We start from the raw sequence: 16103 nt of genomic DNA, 5'->3' as shown, positions 1-16103 counted from the left end.
CCGTCCGCCGCTAACGATTCAAAAGCAAGCTTTTGAATCGTCCGCTCGACTTGCATGTATTAGGCACGCCGCCAGCGTTCGTCCTGAGCCAGGATCAAACTCTCCATAGAAAAGTTATCCTTAGCTTCTGTACGCTTTTCGCTTCGTTCAGTTTTCAAGGAACATCTTGTCGCTTTTGAAGCGACTTTTTTAATATAACATTTACTGTTTTCTTTGTCAACATTTTTTATTCATCTTTTTCCGTGTTATCTTCAACACGGACGATTAGTAATATATCATATTTGATTATCTTTTAGCAATATGTTTTTTTACTTTTTTCAAAAAAAGTCCCGATCATCTCGGGACTTTCATCATTACTTATGACGCATTTGAGGGAACAGCAACACATCGCGAATCGATGGTGAGTTCGTTAACAACATAACAAGGCGATCAATACCAATTCCTAACCCACCCGTTGGTGGCATACCGTACTCTAGCGCTTCGATAAAATCTTCGTCCATCTCATGCGCTTCGTCATTTCCTTGTTCTTTTTCTTTTAATTGCGCTTCAAATCGTTCCCGTTGATCGATTGGGTCATTTAATTCTGTGAATGCATTTGCATGCTCACGGGCAACGATAAATAGTTCAAATCGATCTGTAAAACGAGGATCTTCTGGATTTTTCTTCGCTAAAGGCGAAATTTCAACCGGATGACCGTAAATAAATGTCGGCTGAATAAGGTGTTGTTCTACCTTTTGTTCAAAAAATTCATTCACAATATGACCGAATGTCATATGCGGAGCTACTTCTACTCCGTGTTCTTTCGCTAGTTGACGAGCTTCTTCATCGCTCATATGCTTCCAAAAGTCAACACCAACATACTCTTTAATCGCATCAACCATATGAAGTCGTTTCCAAGAAGGAGTTAAATCTACTTCATATTCTCCATATTGAATTTTTGTAGTTCCGAGCACTTCTTGAGCAATATGCGCAATCATATCTTCTGTCAATTTCATAATATCTGTGTAATCAGCATAAGCTTCATAAAGCTCAAGCATTGTAAACTCTGGATTATGGCGCGTTGAAATACCTTCGTTTCGGAATACACGACCGATTTCATATACCTTTTCTAATCCACCAACAATTAAACGTTTTAAATGCAATTCGATCGCAATACGCATATACAACGTCATATCTAAAGCGTTATGATGCGTAATAAACGGACGAGCCGCAGCCCCTCCAGCAATCGAATGCATCATAGGGGTCTCTACTTCTAAATATCCCTTTTGATCTAAATAGCGACGCATGGACTGAATGATTAAGCTGCGTGTAATAAATGTTTTTTTGCTTTCTGGATTCATAATTAGATCGAGATAACGTTGGCGGTAACGTTGCTCAATGTCTTTAAGCCCATGGTACTTTTCAGGGAGTGGACGCAACGATTTTGTTAACATTTCATATGCATGCACTTTAATAGATAGCTCGCCCACTTTTGTTTTAAATACTGTGCCTTGGACACCAACAATATCCCCTAAATCTGACGTATCAAAAATTTCATACTGCTCTTCGCCAACATCGTCTTTGCGCACATAAATTTGAATTTGCCCTGTTAAATCTTGAATATGTGCAAATCCAGCTTTTCCTTTGCCACGCTTTGTCATAATGCGACCGGCTACAGAAACATGAATTTGTTTCTCCTCAAGTTCCTCTTTCGATAAATGACCGTATAGCGCAAACAACTCTTCAGCCTTATGTGTGCGCTCGAATCGTTTCCCGAATGGATCAATTCCTTTTTCACGTAACTTATGTAACTTTTCACGACGAACTAACAGTTGATCATTTAATTCTTCATGTGACATAACAAAGTTCACTCCAATGACCTTTTATTTTTTAAGCCATACTGCCAGCATGAGCTGACAGTATGCTTTATACTTCCATCACAACATCACTTTCTTTTGCTTCAACTTCTTCGACAAAATTCATAAGTAACGTCACAAGCTCATCGCGCGTCTGGCATTCGTTAATCGCATTGCGCACTTTGGCGTTTCCACGAATACCTTTTAAGTACCACGCAGCATGTTTGCGCATTTCTTTTACAGCGATATACTCGTTTTTCAAAGCGATTAAACGATCTAAATGCAAAATGCATACTTCGATTTTTTCACGCACAGATGGTTCCGGAATGAGATCACCTGTTTCCAAATAACGAACTGTACGATAAATCATCCACGGATTACCAAGGGCAGCTCGGCCAATCATCACACCATCGACGCCCGTTTGCTCTAACATTCGTTTTGCATCTTGAGGAGTCTGGACATCGCCGTTACCGATAACAGGAATGCGAACGGCTTCTTTTACTTGTTTAATAACGTTCCAATCCGCTTTTCCTTCATACATTTGTACGCGTGTTCGCCCATGGACTGCAACAGCTTGTCCGCCTGCTCGTTCCACCGCCTGAGCATTTTCAACAGCATAAATGTGGTTTTCATCCCAACCAATCCGCATTTTTACCGTTACAGGCTTTTCTACGGCATCAACAACCGCCGCTACCATGTCGTAAATTTTATTTGGATCTAATAGCCATTTTGCCCCCGCATCACATTTTGTAATTTTCGGAACAGGGCATCCCATGTTAATATCAATAATGTCCGCATTCGTATGCTTATCTACATATTTGGCCGCTTGTACAAGCGTTTCTTTTTCTCCACCAAAAATTTGCAAGCTTAATGGTTTTTCACGCTCATCAATATAGAGCATGCCCATTGTTTTTGGATTATTAAATAAAATCGCTTTATCGCTAACCATCTCTGCACAAACAAGTCCTGCACCAAACTCTTTTACAGTTAGACGAAAAGCTGAATTACATACGCCCGCCATCGGAGCAAGCACGACAGGATTATTAATTTGTACATTTCCGATTTTAAACATTAAACTCCCTCCTTTCTTGCTAACATAAATTGTTCCTCCACCGCTTTGCGACTTTTCCATATACGAACACCTTGGTCCGATAACTGTTCAACGTACGAACGTAAAGGACGTTGAACGGAAGGAATAATTAGCGATTCATCTATTTCAAACAACGGGATTAATACAAACGCCCGTTCATACATGCGCGGATGCGGAATGATAAGTTGTTCTGTTTCAATATTTTCGTGATTATATAGCAAAATGTCAAGGTCTAACGTTCGTGGCCCCCAATGAACTTCTCGTTTTCGACCAAACTGTTTTTCAATGTCCATCGTTGCTTCTAACAAAGCAAATGGAGATAGCGACGTAGCAACCTTTACAACCATATTTAAAAAACAAGCTTGTTCGACATATCCAACCGGATCTGTTTCATAAACGGAAGATGTCGCTAAAACAGAAATACATGAATGGTTATTTAAAGCCGTGACCGCTTTACGTAAATAATCAAAACGATCTCCTATATTTGAGCCTAATGCAATATAAGCAATATGTTCCATTTGTTAACGCCCTCTCGTCATTTCAACTGCCACATACGCATAGTGACCTTTAATAGGTGGATTTGGCTTCGTCACCTTGACTGTACACGACGAAATCGTTGTATACGTAGATAAAATTTGCTCAGCAATACGTTCCGCTACTGCCTCGATCAATTTAAACGGCTTTCCTTCAACGATACTTTGACATATGTCATATATATGTGCGTAATTAACCGTTTCACTTAAATCGTCCGTTACACCTGCTTTTCTTAAATCCGTTTCAATCATAACATCAACGTAAAAACGTTGACCGAGTTTATTTTCCTCAGGAAACACCCCGTGATAACCGTAAAACTCCATTTGCTGAACGTAAATTTTATCGCTCATACTCTCACCCTCTCCCGATCATCGCATCCATCATTTTAGCCATTCTAGCGATCGGTAAAACGTCATGTACACGAACGATATGCACGCCTTTCGCAATGCCGAGACAAACGGTTGCTCCTGTTCCTTCTACTCGTTCGTGGACGGGTAAATCAAGCACATGCCCAATAAATGACTTTCGTGATGTTCCTAACAAAATAGGATAATCAAGGACTGCAAACTCATCTAATCGACGCATCACTTCTAAATTATGCTCTACTGTTTTAGCAAAACCAATACCTGGATCGATAATAATTTGCTCGTCCGTCACACCCGCTTGCTTTACAAGATGTATACTCTCTTTTAAATCATTGATCATATCTGAAATAAAATGTTTATAATTGCGATCATGACGATTATGCATTAATACAATCGGAACACCGTAATTAGCCGCTACTTTAGCCATATTCGGATCGGCTTTTGCTCCCCAAACATCGTTAATCATCGTAGCCCCTGCTTCAATGGCTTGTTTTGCGACTTCTGCTTTATACGTATCGATAGAAATTGGCACATCCACCGCTTTGGCTACTGCTTCCACAATGGGAATGACGCGACGCAATTCTTCTTCAAGCGGTACTTTTTCAGCCCCGGGGCGAGTTGATTCCCCCCCGATATCAATGATGTGCGCTCCCTCAGCTACAAGTTGTTTTGCCCGTTCAATTGCCTGCTCTACGTGATTGAACTTCCCACCATCAGAAAAAGAATCAGGAGTTGCGTTTAAAATGCCCATAATGACCGTTTGTTTTCGTAAATCTAACTTATGCTTTCCGCAATAAATGACATCAATCAATTGACGTACCCATCCTTTCTGTCGTACCTTGTCCATAAATGCGTTGTAAACGATGCGTACGCACGTTGTAGACGTTTTGTTATTTCCCCACATTTCCCGGGATATATATTCTCATCTAGCCGACAAACCGGCACAACTTCTTGAATGGAATTTGTTAAAAAGATTTCATCTGCGCTTTTTAGCTGTTGTAGCGAATAAAAACCTTCTTCCACACGAATGCCCCATGAGTGTAGTAAATCAATCACAAACATTCGGGTCACACCGTTTAAAATCCCCGTTTGTACGGCAGGGGTGTACACAACATCATCTTTCACCCAAAAAATGTTAGAAACAATCCCTTCTGCTACACATCCTTCTTCTGTAAGGAAAATGCCTTCTACATTTGGATGATGACCAATTTCCCTTTTACCTAAAATATTGTTTAAATAGTGATGCGATTTTAAGCGAATACACCCTTCTGGCGTATTTCGTTTCACTTGTAAAGTTTGACATACTTTCTCTTCCGCAAAGGCTGGAATACGTTTCATATACATAATGATCGTCGGATGTGTATATTGTTCCACTTGCAACCCAACATCTCCGATTCCAGCTGAAACGTTTAAACGAACATATGCATCGCGATAACCGTTAGCCTGTAACAATTGGGAAAGAATATGCAAAACATCATTTCGAGTGATAGAACATGAAATGTTGAGCATATCGAGTCCGTTATGAAGACGAGCTAAATGATCATCAAGCAAAAATGGATGTCCATCATATACACGAAACGTTTCAAACACCCCAAGCCCATACATAAATCCATGATCAAACGGAGAAATACGAGCATCTTCCTTTTTTACAACTTGTCCATTTACATAAACGAACATAAGGCATCACTTTCGTCTATATAGTGTAATGAAATTTTTAAGCATCTCTAAACCATATTCCGTCATGATCGACTCAGGATGAAACTGCACCCCTTCAATCGGCAATGTTTTATGGCGAATGGCCATAATTTCTCCTTCTTCTGTCCATGCGGAAATGTCAAAGCAATCGGGCAATGTTTCTCTTTTTACAATTAACGAATGATAACGCGTAGCGGTAAACGGATTCGGAATTTGAGTAAAAATCGTCTTTCCATCATGAAAAATGGGCGATGTTTTCCCGTGCATTAAACGTTCCGCCCGAACAACTTCCCCGCCAAACACTTGCGCAATCGACTGGTGACCAAGACATACACCAAAAATCGGGACCTTCCCTGCGAAATATTGAATCGCCTCCATGCTGATGCCTGCTTCATTCGGACTGCAAGGACCAGGCGAAATCATTAAAAAATGTGGCTGAAGTTGTTCAATTTGAGCAACCGTTACTTCATCGTTTCGTTTAACGATCAATTCTTCCCCTAATTGCCCTAAATATTGAACTAAGTTATACGTAAATGAATCATAATTATCAATCATTAAAATCATTTTGCTCACCTCATGCTTAATTGTACATACTCTTCTTCGCTCAGCTCTTTTGCTTTCCATAAGGCAAATGCTTTCTTTAAACATTCTTTATATTCATGTTCTGGTTGAGAATCAATAACGATCCCTGCCCCCGCCTGTACATAGGCAAGACCATCTTTCGCAATCATCGTTCGAATCGCAATGTTTAGCTCCATATCGCCGTTAAATCCGATCCAGCCAATGGAACCTGTGTAAACACCACGTCGAACAGGCTCTAGCTCTTCAATAATTTCCATCGTTCGTACTTTCGGTGCCCCTGTAATCGTTCCACCTGGGAACGCAGCTGATATCACATCAAACGCATCTTTCCCTTCTGCAAGTCGTCCAGAAACATGGGAAACGAGATGCATTACATGAGAATATTTTTCAATTACCATAAACTCGTCTACGTGTACCGTTCCATATGCACATACACGTCCAAGATCATTACGCTCCAGATCAACAAGCATTAAATGTTCCGCTCTCTCTTTTTCGTTTGCTAATAATGACTGAGCAATTTGTTCATCTTCTTGAATCGTTTTACCACGTGAACGCGTTCCTGCAATTGGACGTGTACTCACATACTCCCCTTTCTTTTTCACAAGTAACTCTGGGGAGCCGCTCACGAGTTGAAATTCAGGAAAATGCATATACGCCATGTATGGTGATGGATTTAATGTACGTAATTTTTCATAAATCGCAAACGGATGAGTAAGTAACCGTTTCGACTGTCGCACAGACAAGTTCACTTGAAAAACATCGCCTTGCGCAATATACGCACGCACTTTTTCGACAGCTTCCATAAACTGCTCTTCGCTCATTGATACCGTTTCTTCCTTCTCATAGTTCGGAATAAACGGACGAGAAGCATCGGTAAATTCCGTTGTCCATAATTGCTCGTACCGTTCAAGACGTTCACGCGCTTGGCGTTCTTCCCCATCTACATAATGGGTAATAAAATAAAGAGATGATTCATCATGGTCATATACAAACACATCGTCAAATACTAAAAAATATAAATCAGGCATGTTTAAATCGTCACGTGCGATCGAAGGGAGCTTTTCAATATACCGGGCACAATCGTAACTAATGTAGCCGATCGCCCCACCTTGAAAGTCTGGACCTTCCTCTAATTTGTCTATCCTCCATTGATTCAACCATTTTTTTAATGATTGCAATATATTCCCTTCAAACGTCTCTGTGCGATGCTTCTGCCACACTGTCAACTTGTCATCTTTTCCAATGACAACCGCAAATGGTTGTAAGCCGATAATACTGTATCGGCCGTCCCGACCGCTTTCAAGCAAAACATGATGCAACTGTTTTCGCGACAATGCTTTATATTGCGAAAACCAGTCACGTTGTGCGTATGAGATTTTTTTCATCATCGGTCGTCGCTTTTGCTGGCTCAAAGATGTCACTCCTCTCCATCAGTCCATACGCTTATTGTACAACGAACATATAGAAACAATCACGAAAAAAAATTCGGCAAGAATGTCCTTGCCGAATTATTCTTCAAACTGATATAGTGGTGTGCTCAAATAACGTTCACCGTTACTTGGAATAATTGCTAACACTTTCTTTCCTTTTCCTAATTTTTTCGCCACTTGCAATGCTACATGAATCGCTGCACCAGATGAAATGCCTCCTAAAATACCTTCTTGGCGAGCAGCTAGACGAGCCGCTGCAAATGCTTCTTCTGTCTTTACAGTGACGACTTCATCGTAAATGGATGTATTTAAAATATCTGGGACGAATCCTGCACCGATACCTTGTATTTTATGCGGACCTGGTTTTCCACCTGAAAGCACAGGAGAGTCAGCTGGTTCAACAGCATAAATTTTAATGTTTGGGTATGCTTGGCGCAACACTTCTCCAGCTCCTGTAATCGTTCCACCCGTTCCAATGCCAGCTACAAACGCATCTAATTGATCGCCCATTTGTTCAACGATTTCTTTTCCTGTCGTTAAACGATGCACTTCCGGATTTGCTTCGTTTTTAAATTGTTGCGGCATAAAATAACCGTGCTCTTGTGCAAGCTGCTCTGCTTTTTGAATAGCACCTCGCATCCCTTCGCTCCCTGGGGTTAACACAAGCTCCGCTCCATAAGCGCGAAGTAAGTTGCGACGCTCTAAACTCATCGTATCAGGCATAACAAAAATGGCTTTATATCCTTTTGCAGCAGCAACCATCGCTAAACCAATTCCCGTATTTCCACTTGTCGGTTCAATGATTGTATCCCCAGGCTGAATTTTCCCGGCTTTTTCTGCTGCTTCAATCATCGCAAGCGCAATCCGGTCTTTTACGCTGCTTCCCGGATTCATAAACTCTAACTTCAAATATACGTCTGCGCTATTTTCATCAACGATGCGATTTAACTTTACTACCGGTGTTTGACCAATTAACTCTGTAATGGATTGTACTACACGCGCCATTTCATCCACCCCTAATCCCGAGTATTTTTATAGAATTTGTAACCAATTTATCAGTTATTTTCGAAATTGTCAATCATTTATTTTTGTTTTGCTAATTTTTTTAACTCCTCAAGATCTTCGGCCGAAAATGTGTACGTTTCATTACAAAAATGACAAGATGCTTCCGCTTTCCCTTCCTCATCAATCATTTGCTGAATTTCTTCCGCTCCCAAGCTAATAATGGCATCTGCTACTCGTTCACGCGAGCAACGACAAACAAATGACACAGGCATCGTTTCGAGAATTTTTACATTTTGTTCCCCACCGAGCAGTTCATATAAAATTTGTTCCGGCGTCAAACCACTTTCGATCATTTTGGAGATCGGCGGAATAGTAGCTAAATTTTTTTCAATGTCGGCAATTGTTTTTTCTTCTGTTCCCGGCATGAGTTGTAAAATAAAACCACCAGCCGCTAATATCGTATAATCTGGGTTAACTAACACACCAACCCCAACGGACGATGGCGTTTGTTCAGAGGAAACGAAATAGTATGTAAAGTCTTCACCAAGTTCTCCAGATACGAGCGGAACTTGTCCTGTAAAATAATCGCGTAACCCTAAGTCTTTCACCACTGTTAATGTCCCATTTGTCCCAACTGCCCGGGCGACATCGAGCTTCCCATTCGCATTTAATTCAAAATGAACATGTGGATTGGATACGTAGCCACGCACATGTCCTTTGGCGTTACTATCAACAAGAATATGTCCAATAGGTCCACCACCTTCAATTTTAATTGTAATTTGGCTATCTCCTTTTAACATGGCCCCCATCATCACACCCGCCGTCATGGCACGACCTAAAGCAGCAGACGCTGTTGGCCACGTTTCATGTCGCCTTTGTGCCTCCTGAACCGTTTCTGTTGTTCGTGCTGCATACGCTCGCACTTGACCATCGTATGCCAACGCTTTTACTAAATAATCTGCCATTGCTGTCACTCACCTTTCTTGTTTCGCTCATATAACAATTGCAATCCTTTTAACGTTAAAAACGGATCGACGATATCAATCACATTCGATTCATGGGCAATTAGTGATGCTAATCCACCTGTTGCAATTACTTTTGGAGGAATAGTGCTTTTTCCTTTCATCCGTGACACAATTCCTTCTACTTGTCCGACATATCCATATAAAATACCAGCCTGCATCGCACTTACTGTATTTTTCCCAATAATATCGTCTGGACGGGCAATTTCAATACGCGGAAGTTTAGCGGCTCGAGAATAAAGCGCTTCCGTGGAAATCGTAATACCTGGCGCAATAGCTCCTCCCATATATTGTCTATGCTCGTTAATATAACAGTATGTTGTTGCTGTACCGAAATCAACGATAATAAGCGGTGCACCGTACAAATGAATGCCCGCTACAGCATTGACAATTCGGTCTGCTCCGACTTCTTTCGGATTGTCATACTTAATGTTCAGCCCTGTTTTAATGCCTGGACCGACAATGAGGGGCTTAATATGAAAGTATTTTGTACACATTCGTTCTAACGCAAACATAATTGGCGGAACAACGGAAGAAATAATGATGCCGTCAATGTCAGAAAAATGCAATCCGACATCTTGCAACAACATTTTCACAATCATCCCGTATTCATCTTCTGTTTTGCTTCGGCTCGTTTCAATACGCCAGTGAAACTTCAGTTCGTCACCATCATATACACCTAGTACCGTATTTGTGTTTCCAACGTCTAATACAAAAATCATCACTCATCCCCACTTTTCGCAATTTGTTCCTTTTTTCATCATACCATACTCGTTTGAACGGACGGTAAAAAAAGATGCCTCTTATAAAAAGAGACACCTTTATTCTTCTTTTTTCGTTTGAATATTTACTTTTACCTCTTCTTGTTTATCACCATTTCGATTTGGTAACGTACCGTGCTCGAACAAATGCTTAATTTGCTCCGCATCAAGCGTTTCAACTTCAAGCAACGTATTCGCAATGAGGTTTAGCTTATCGCGATTTTCTGTTAATACACGCTTAGCTTTTTCATAACATTCTTTAATAATGCGTTGCATCTCAAGGTCAATTTCGTATGCAATTTGATCGCTGTAGTTTTGCTCGTTATGCAAATCACGACCTAAAAACACTTGACCGTGAGATTGACCAAACTGCATCGGTCCAAGTTTATCGCTCATACCAAACTCCGTAACCATGCGACGAGCGATGCTTGTTGCACGTTGGAAATCGTTATGTGCTCCTGTACTCACTTCGCCAAACACAATTTCCTCCGCCACTCGTCCACCGAGAAGACCTGTAATTTTATCAAGCAATTCTGGTTTTGTCATAAAATAACGATCTTCTTTTGGCAACATGACCGCATAGCCGCCTGCTTGACCGCGCGGGACAATCGTTACTTTATGTACCATTTCCGCATCAGCAAGCACCATGCCAATGACTGTATGACCTGCTTCGTGATAAGCGACAATTTTTCGTTCCTTTTCAGAAATGACGCGACTTTTCTTAGCAGGACCAGCAATGACACGATCCGTTGCTTCATCAATATCGCTCATATCAATTTTTTTCTTGTTACGTCGAGCAGCAACAAGTGCAGCCTCATTTAATAAGTTTTCTAAATCTGCACCAGAAAAACCAGGTGTACGCATCGCAATCGCTTTTAAATCAACAGATTCATCAAGAGGCTTGTTGCGCGCGTGCACACGAAGAACCGCTTCACGTCCTTTCACATCTGGACGGTCAACCGTAATTTGACGGTCAAAACGACCTGGACGTAAAAGGGCAGGGTCTAAAATGTCTGGACGGTTTGTTGCGGCGATAATAATAATGCCTTCATTTCCGCTAAATCCATCCATTTCAACAAGCAATTGGTTTAATGTTTGCTCCCTTTCATCGTGACCTCCACCTAAGCCAGCACCACGTTGACGCCCGACCGCATCAATCTCGTCAATGAAAATGATACAAGGAGCATTTTTCTTCGCTGTTTCAAATAAATCACGTACACGCGAAGCACCGACACCGACGAACATTTCAACGAAATCTGAACCGCTAATAGAGAAAAACGGGACACCTGCTTCTCCAGCAACAGCTCTTGCCAATAACGTTTTCCCTGTTCCTGGTGGTCCGACGAGAAGAACCCCTTTTGGAATGCGAGCGCCAAGCTCGACAAACTTGCGAGGATCTTTTAAAAACTCAACAATTTCAACAAGTTCTTGCTTTTCTTCATCCGCACCGGCAACGTCTTTAAAGCGGACGCGCTTCTTATCTTCGTTATACAGTTTCGCACGGCTTTTGCCAAAATTCATCACTCGGCTGCCGCCGCCTTGCGCTTGATTTAATAAAAAGAAGAACAAAATAAAAATGATGATAAACGGAATAATGGACGTAAAAAACGTCACCCATCCGCTCGTTTCATCAGCAGGCAACACTTCTACCTTCGCCTGCTTCGCTGCCTCATCGATTCGCTGAAGAACTTGTGGGCTGTTTGCTACGTATGTCGTAAAAAACTGCCCTTCAGCATAAGTTTTTAATTGCCCACGAATTTCATAAACGCCTCGCTCCGGCTTCAACGAGACATACTTTACATCACCATTTTCTAGATGGGTAATGAACGCATCGTACGTCATCCGTTCCGCCCGTTGATTGCCGCCATTTAAAAAGCTGACAACGCCAATGACGACAAGGAAAATAAGCAAGTAAAAGATTGTATTACGGAAAATGCGGTTCATTTCCTACCTCCTCCCACACTTAAAACACGCTATAGTCAATAGTATCATAGAAAAACGTTCCAAAACAAACGATGTGCATGAAAAAATTATTTGCTGTATACTTCTGGCTTTAACACACCGATGTACGGAAGATTTCTGTATTTCTCACAATAGTCTAACCCATAACCGACAACGAATTCATCCGGAACGATAAAACCGATATAATCTGCTTCAATATTCGCTTTGCGACCAGACGGTTTATCGAGCAAAGTCACGATTTTAATCGATTTTGCTTTGCGATAGCGGAATAAGTCGGCTAAATAGCTGAGTGTTAAACCACTATCAATAATATCCTCAATAATGAGCACGTCACGACCTTCAACGGATGTGTTTAAGTCTTTCAAAATTTTCACTTCTCCAGACGATACTGTTGCGTTTCCATAACTTGATACATCCATAAAATCAATTTCTAAATATGTATCTATATGCTTAATTAAGTCTGCCATAAACGGCATAGCACCTTTTAATACACCAACCGCAAGCGGAAAGCGCCCTTCATATTCTTTCGTCAATAATGCTCCTAACTCTTTTACTTTTTGTTGAATTTGTTCTTCAGTAATTAAAATTTTTTCCATATCTTGATGCATACCCATATTCTTTCCTCCTACCATCATTCATTGCTTTTTATAGTGTAATACAATATAGCGATTTTTTGTAATATTTGTTGCTGTATAAACTGATTTTTTTACACCAGGAATCCATATGATGTTCCCGTTTGCATCTTCAACAATTGGCCATTGTTCCCGCTCGTTCGCTGGGATTTTTTCGTCAATAAAAATGCGAGCTACTTTTTTCGGATGCTCCATTCCTTTTACTTTCATGCGGTCTCCACGCTTTCTCGTTCGAACCCGAAGCGGCAACGCTAATTGATCAACATCAATCACTACATGCTCATCGTCTTCAATGACAGGATAACGATCAACAAACTGACTAGTGAGTTGACATCCGTTTGGTAATACGAGCGTCTCAGGAACACGGAAAAGAAGCTCATATTCACTCGTTTGTTCCTGTTGAAACGTAAATATACACACCTCGTATTGACGAATGACTTTTAAACCATTTGGAAAATGAAGCATACCTGAAGGATGTTGTCGTTTTAAAAAAAGTAGCGCTTGGTTTATATGTATAGAAGATAACGACGATGGAACATTCCCATAAAGATAGTTTAATATTAGTTGAATCCCTCGCCTTTGTAAAGGTTTTGGCATGCGCATAAACGAAGGAATATGGACACGGACATGCCCTTTTTGTTGGTCAACAACATCTTTCAATTTTTCTTTCGTTAATTGCTCTAAAAATGCTTCATCTTCGCTCATCGTCTCGCTAAATTGTTGAACATGCTCATGAGCGCGACTGTTTTCACTTTTTAAAAAAGGGAGAACGTAACGACGAAAACGATTGCGCGTGTAATCATCTTTGTCATTGCTTGGGTCGTGACGAGCACGCAAGCCATTATTCTGACAATACTGTTCAATTTGCTGTCGATCAATGCACAAAAAAGGGCGAATAATATATCCGTTGCCAAATGGCCGCTTGATTGGTATGCCTGCATATCCTTTCGATGTGCTTCCGCGCACAAGTCGCATAAGCACCGTTTCTATCTGATCATCACCGTGATGAGCTAAAGCGACACAATGCGCTTTGTACTTATGCATCACTTGTTCAAAAAAGGTGTAGCGGCAATCACGAGCTGCTTCTTGCACCCCTTTTCCCGTTTGCTCCATATATAATTGGACGTTCAGCTGTTTCGCTTCACATATAATACTACGTTGATCGCAAAAATGTTTCACAAAATGCATATCTTCTTCCGACTGTTTTCCTCGCAACATATGATCAACGTGTGCCACAACGATTTGAATGTCATATCGCTCTCGTTCGCTCCATAAAAAATGGAGCAACGCTAACGAATCGGAACCACCCGATACACCAACAACGACGGTCGTATGACGTTCAAGCAATTGATGCTTTTCAATAAATTGATGTACAATGTCTAACATACTCTCCCTCTTAACAACGTCGTTTTTTACAATCGTACCATATCTCATTCCTCATACTCAAAACGAACGCAGAAAAAATTAAAGAATTTGGACATACAAATAAACGACATACATAAACAAGACACAAACAAATAAAAACATCGTCTCTACCCAACGAAATTTTTTCTTTTCTTTTACGTGCACGACTCTCTCTCCCTGTTTTTTTTCTGTCTGCATAGACGGTTGTTGCATACATTGCAATAACTCTTTTCTCATTTCGTAAGCGCAAGTATACTTTCCATCTAGTGCACGCCATAATATTTTTTCATATGTTTTTAAGTACGGATGGGAAGAAATCATGAGACGCAACTGCTCTCGTCCGTTTTCTTTTCTTTCAAATCGCTTTGGATAGCACATATTAATCATAATCATCGCTACGGCAAACAAATCATATGATGGCTCTGCTTTCCTTGTTCCCATTCCCCAATACCCTCGATCAAAAAACTCTGTAAATTCTTTAATCGCCCTCCCGCGAATCGTCGTCCCCCCCACATCAATTAACCGAACCTTTGGAACCTTCCCGGAAACGATTAAATTTTCTGGTTTTAAATCACCAAACACCCATCCTTTTTCATGTAACTTATGCAAATCACCTAGCAGCTGCAATATAATAACAATAATCCATTCTTTCCCACGTTTTTGAATAAAAGTTAACAAATCATCCCCTTCAATATACTCCATCACATAAAATGAATAAATCTTTTTTTCTTGCGGATGAATCCAATCATCTACATCTAATAAACAAGGTCCGAGGGCGACTCCCTGGACCTCTGAAAATCGTTTCAGTACATTTACTTCTGACATCATAGCTGTTGCTTGGTTGCTTATTTTTAGCGCGACAAACGTTCGTCCTTCTTTCGCTAAATAAACAACTCCGTTTGCTCCTTTACCGAGCTGCTTAATAATTTCATAGCGATGTTTATGCCACTTTCCTTGTATAACCGTTCCTGTTCGGATGTTACATAGATTGTTCGATGTATACATCGTCATCACCATCGTGAGTAAATAAGCTTTTTAATGAACGTCTTTTTTGGAATTGTTGTAGCGCCTCGCGGATGGCTGGACCGGTCGGTGTAATTCCTCCGGATGTTAGCTTCGGAAACACACTTGAAATCGACTCCATTTTCGGTGTCCAATCTAAAATGCGGTCCACTTCTCCTTTTTTCCCGGGAAATACGAAAACAGAAAACTCATTATTTCCCAAACGAGCATTTAAACTAATCGATAAATCTAACAATGCTTCTTTCACTGTTTGCAACTTCGTCTTCATACTCCCGCTTGTATCTACTAATATTAAAACTTGTAAGTTAACGGTTTCCCCTAATTCTTCGACAACTTCCATCACTTCTCCCCTTTTTTCTGGTGGGAGTTGCTCGATCGAAGCTTGCGATCCTAAAATTTGTTTCAACTCTCGATTAATGACTCCTTGCAACGTCTGTGTCATCGCTTTTCTTGTTACCATTTGGACCGTCTGTGACAATTGTTTAGCATACACGACTTGACTAATCCCACCACCCGATTGAGCAATACCTTCAATTTCACGCAACCCTTGCTCATCAATAGTGTCTTGGTCAAGAACACCGATCACATTTACTGTAATTCCTTGTTCTTTCGCTAATGCCGCCATAGCAATTGGATCTTCACCGTGGTTAGAACAACCATCTGTAATTAATAAAATTTGACGTAACGTCCCTTTCCGCATACGTTCATCCCCTCCGAAAAAAGTAGTATACTCCCATCATCGACGTTCAGAGGGGATTTTATA

General features: G+C 40.8%; 15 protein-coding genes, 1 rRNA gene and 1 pseudogene. All 17 read right to left on the bottom strand.

Features of this window, described 5'->3' with window-relative positions; translation table 11 throughout:
- A 16S ribosomal RNA gene (locus ES017_RS14545) occupies positions 1 to 110 on the bottom strand; the annotation flags it as partial.
- Between the two features lie 243 nt (positions 111 to 353).
- Entirely contained in the window at positions 354 to 1838 is a 1485-nt protein-coding gene (lysS, locus tag ES017_RS14540) for a lysine--tRNA ligase (protein WP_021095798.1), read from the bottom strand.
- A 67-nt stretch (positions 1839 to 1905) separates the two neighbouring features.
- The gene (dusB, locus tag ES017_RS14535) at positions 1906 to 2907 is read right to left on the bottom strand and encodes a tRNA dihydrouridine synthase DusB (protein WP_021095797.1); all 1002 of its coding nucleotides are present in this window, start codon (positions 2905 to 2907) and stop codon (positions 1906 to 1908) included.
- The gene (folK, locus tag ES017_RS14530; RefSeq protein ID WP_021095796.1) at positions 2907 to 3443 is read right to left on the bottom strand and encodes a 2-amino-4-hydroxy-6-hydroxymethyldihydropteridine diphosphokinase; all 537 of its coding nucleotides are present in this window, start codon (positions 3441 to 3443) and stop codon (positions 2907 to 2909) included. The genes dusB and folK overlap by 1 nt, the downstream gene beginning before the upstream one ends.
- Positions 3444 to 3446: 3 nt before the next feature.
- Positions 3447 to 3809: a dihydroneopterin aldolase gene (folB, locus tag ES017_RS14525; protein ID WP_042535943.1), complete on the bottom strand. Its 363-nt coding sequence runs from the start codon at positions 3807 to 3809 to the stop codon at positions 3447 to 3449.
- Between the two features lie 4 nt (positions 3810 to 3813).
- The gene (gene folP, locus ES017_RS14520) at positions 3814 to 4575 is read right to left on the bottom strand and encodes a dihydropteroate synthase (RefSeq protein WP_223249791.1); all 762 of its coding nucleotides are present in this window, start codon (positions 4573 to 4575) and stop codon (positions 3814 to 3816) included.
- Between the two features lie 56 nt (positions 4576 to 4631).
- Entirely contained in the window at positions 4632 to 5501 is an 870-nt protein-coding gene (gene pabC, locus ES017_RS14515; RefSeq protein ID WP_021095793.1) for an aminodeoxychorismate lyase, read from the bottom strand.
- A gap of 6 nt (positions 5502 to 5507) precedes the next feature.
- Entirely contained in the window at positions 5508 to 6083 is a 576-nt protein-coding gene (gene pabA, locus ES017_RS14510) for an aminodeoxychorismate/anthranilate synthase component II (RefSeq protein WP_021095792.1), read from the bottom strand.
- A gap of 5 nt (positions 6084 to 6088) precedes the next feature.
- On the bottom strand, positions 6089 to 7489 hold the full coding sequence (trpE, locus tag ES017_RS14505) for an anthranilate synthase component I (RefSeq protein WP_075039556.1): 1401 nt from the start codon (positions 7487 to 7489) through the stop codon (positions 6089 to 6091).
- A 120-nt stretch (positions 7490 to 7609) separates the two neighbouring features.
- A complete protein-coding gene (gene cysK / locus ES017_RS14500) occupies positions 7610 to 8536 on the bottom strand; it encodes a cysteine synthase A (RefSeq protein WP_021095790.1) in 927 nt (308 codons plus the stop codon).
- Positions 8537 to 8613: 77 nt separating this feature from the next.
- Complete coding sequence (gene hslO, locus ES017_RS14495) at positions 8614 to 9501, bottom strand: Hsp33 family molecular chaperone HslO (protein WP_021095789.1); 888 nt, start codon at positions 9499 to 9501, stop codon at positions 8614 to 8616.
- A 5-nt stretch (positions 9502 to 9506) separates the two neighbouring features.
- Complete coding sequence (locus tag ES017_RS14490) at positions 9507 to 10280, bottom strand: type III pantothenate kinase (protein ID WP_021095788.1); 774 nt, start codon at positions 10278 to 10280, stop codon at positions 9507 to 9509.
- 99 nt (positions 10281 to 10379) lie between these two features.
- The gene (gene ftsH / locus ES017_RS14485; RefSeq protein WP_021095787.1) at positions 10380 to 12263 is read right to left on the bottom strand and encodes an ATP-dependent zinc metalloprotease FtsH; all 1884 of its coding nucleotides are present in this window, start codon (positions 12261 to 12263) and stop codon (positions 10380 to 10382) included.
- Between the two features lie 86 nt (positions 12264 to 12349).
- Positions 12350 to 12895: a hypoxanthine phosphoribosyltransferase gene (gene hpt, locus ES017_RS14480; protein WP_021095786.1), complete on the bottom strand. Its 546-nt coding sequence runs from the start codon at positions 12893 to 12895 to the stop codon at positions 12350 to 12352.
- Positions 12896 to 12916: 21 nt separating this feature from the next.
- A complete protein-coding gene (gene tilS / locus ES017_RS14475) occupies positions 12917 to 14299 on the bottom strand; it encodes a tRNA lysidine(34) synthetase TilS (protein WP_021095785.1) in 1383 nt (460 codons plus the stop codon).
- 78 nt (positions 14300 to 14377) lie between these two features.
- On the bottom strand, positions 14378 to 15334 hold the full coding sequence (locus tag ES017_RS14470) for a serine/threonine protein kinase (protein WP_021095784.1): 957 nt from the start codon (positions 15332 to 15334) through the stop codon (positions 14378 to 14380).
- Positions 15297 to 16052: pseudogene (locus ES017_RS14465) on the bottom strand (vWA domain-containing protein); the annotation flags it as partial. The pseudogene ES017_RS14465 and the gene ES017_RS14470, both read right to left, overlap by 38 nt.
- Between the last annotated feature and the right edge of the window lie 51 nt (positions 16053 to 16103).

It is taken from the genome of Anoxybacillus sp. EFIL (assembly GCF_013096955.1).
Classification (GTDB): Bacteria; Bacillota; Bacilli; order Bacillales; family Anoxybacillaceae; genus Anoxybacillus; species Anoxybacillus ayderensis.
This window is presented reverse-complemented; position numbering and strand designations above follow the sequence as displayed.

What these genes read in the sequence shown, in the direction of transcription:
- cysK (WP_021095790.1), bottom strand. Translation starts at nt 8,536, where the DNA reads ATGGCGCGTGTAGTACAATCCATTACAGAGTTAATTGGTCAAACACCG.
- hslO (WP_021095789.1), bottom strand. Translation starts at nt 9,501, where the DNA reads ATGGCAGATTATTTAGTAAAAGCGTTGGCATACGATGGTCAAGTGCGA.
- folB (WP_042535943.1), bottom strand. Translation starts at nt 3,809, where the DNA reads ATGAGCGATAAAATTTACGTTCAGCAAATGGAGTTTTACGGTTATCAC.
- ES017_RS14470 (WP_021095784.1), bottom strand. Translation starts at nt 15,334, where the DNA reads ATGGTGATGACGATGTATACATCGAACAATCTATGTAACATCCGAACA.
- dusB (WP_021095797.1), bottom strand. Translation starts at nt 2,907, where the DNA reads ATGTTTAAAATCGGAAATGTACAAATTAATAATCCTGTCGTGCTTGCT.
- tilS (WP_021095785.1), bottom strand. Translation starts at nt 14,299, where the DNA reads ATGTTAGACATTGTACATCAATTTATTGAAAAGCATCAATTGCTTGAA.
- ES017_RS14490 (WP_021095788.1), bottom strand. Translation starts at nt 10,280, where the DNA reads ATGATTTTTGTATTAGACGTTGGAAACACAAATACGGTACTAGGTGTA.
- trpE (WP_075039556.1), bottom strand. Translation starts at nt 7,489, where the DNA reads ATGATGAAAAAAATCTCATACGCACAACGTGACTGGTTTTCGCAATAT.
- lysS (WP_021095798.1), bottom strand. Translation starts at nt 1,838, where the DNA reads ATGTCACATGAAGAATTAAATGATCAACTGTTAGTTCGTCGTGAAAAG.
- hpt (WP_021095786.1), bottom strand. Translation starts at nt 12,895, where the DNA reads ATGGGTATGCATCAAGATATGGAAAAAATTTTAATTACTGAAGAACAA.
- folP (WP_223249791.1), bottom strand. Translation starts at nt 4,575, where the DNA reads ATGGGCATTTTAAACGCAACTCCTGATTCTTTTTCTGATGGTGGGAAG.
- pabC (WP_021095793.1), bottom strand. Translation starts at nt 5,501, where the DNA reads ATGTTCGTTTATGTAAATGGACAAGTTGTAAAAAAGGAAGATGCTCGT.
- ftsH (WP_021095787.1), bottom strand. Translation starts at nt 12,263, where the DNA reads ATGAACCGCATTTTCCGTAATACAATCTTTTACTTGCTTATTTTCCTT.
- pabA (WP_021095792.1), bottom strand. Translation starts at nt 6,083, where the DNA reads ATGATTTTAATGATTGATAATTATGATTCATTTACGTATAACTTAGTT.
- folK (WP_021095796.1), bottom strand. Translation starts at nt 3,443, where the DNA reads ATGGAACATATTGCTTATATTGCATTAGGCTCAAATATAGGAGATCGT.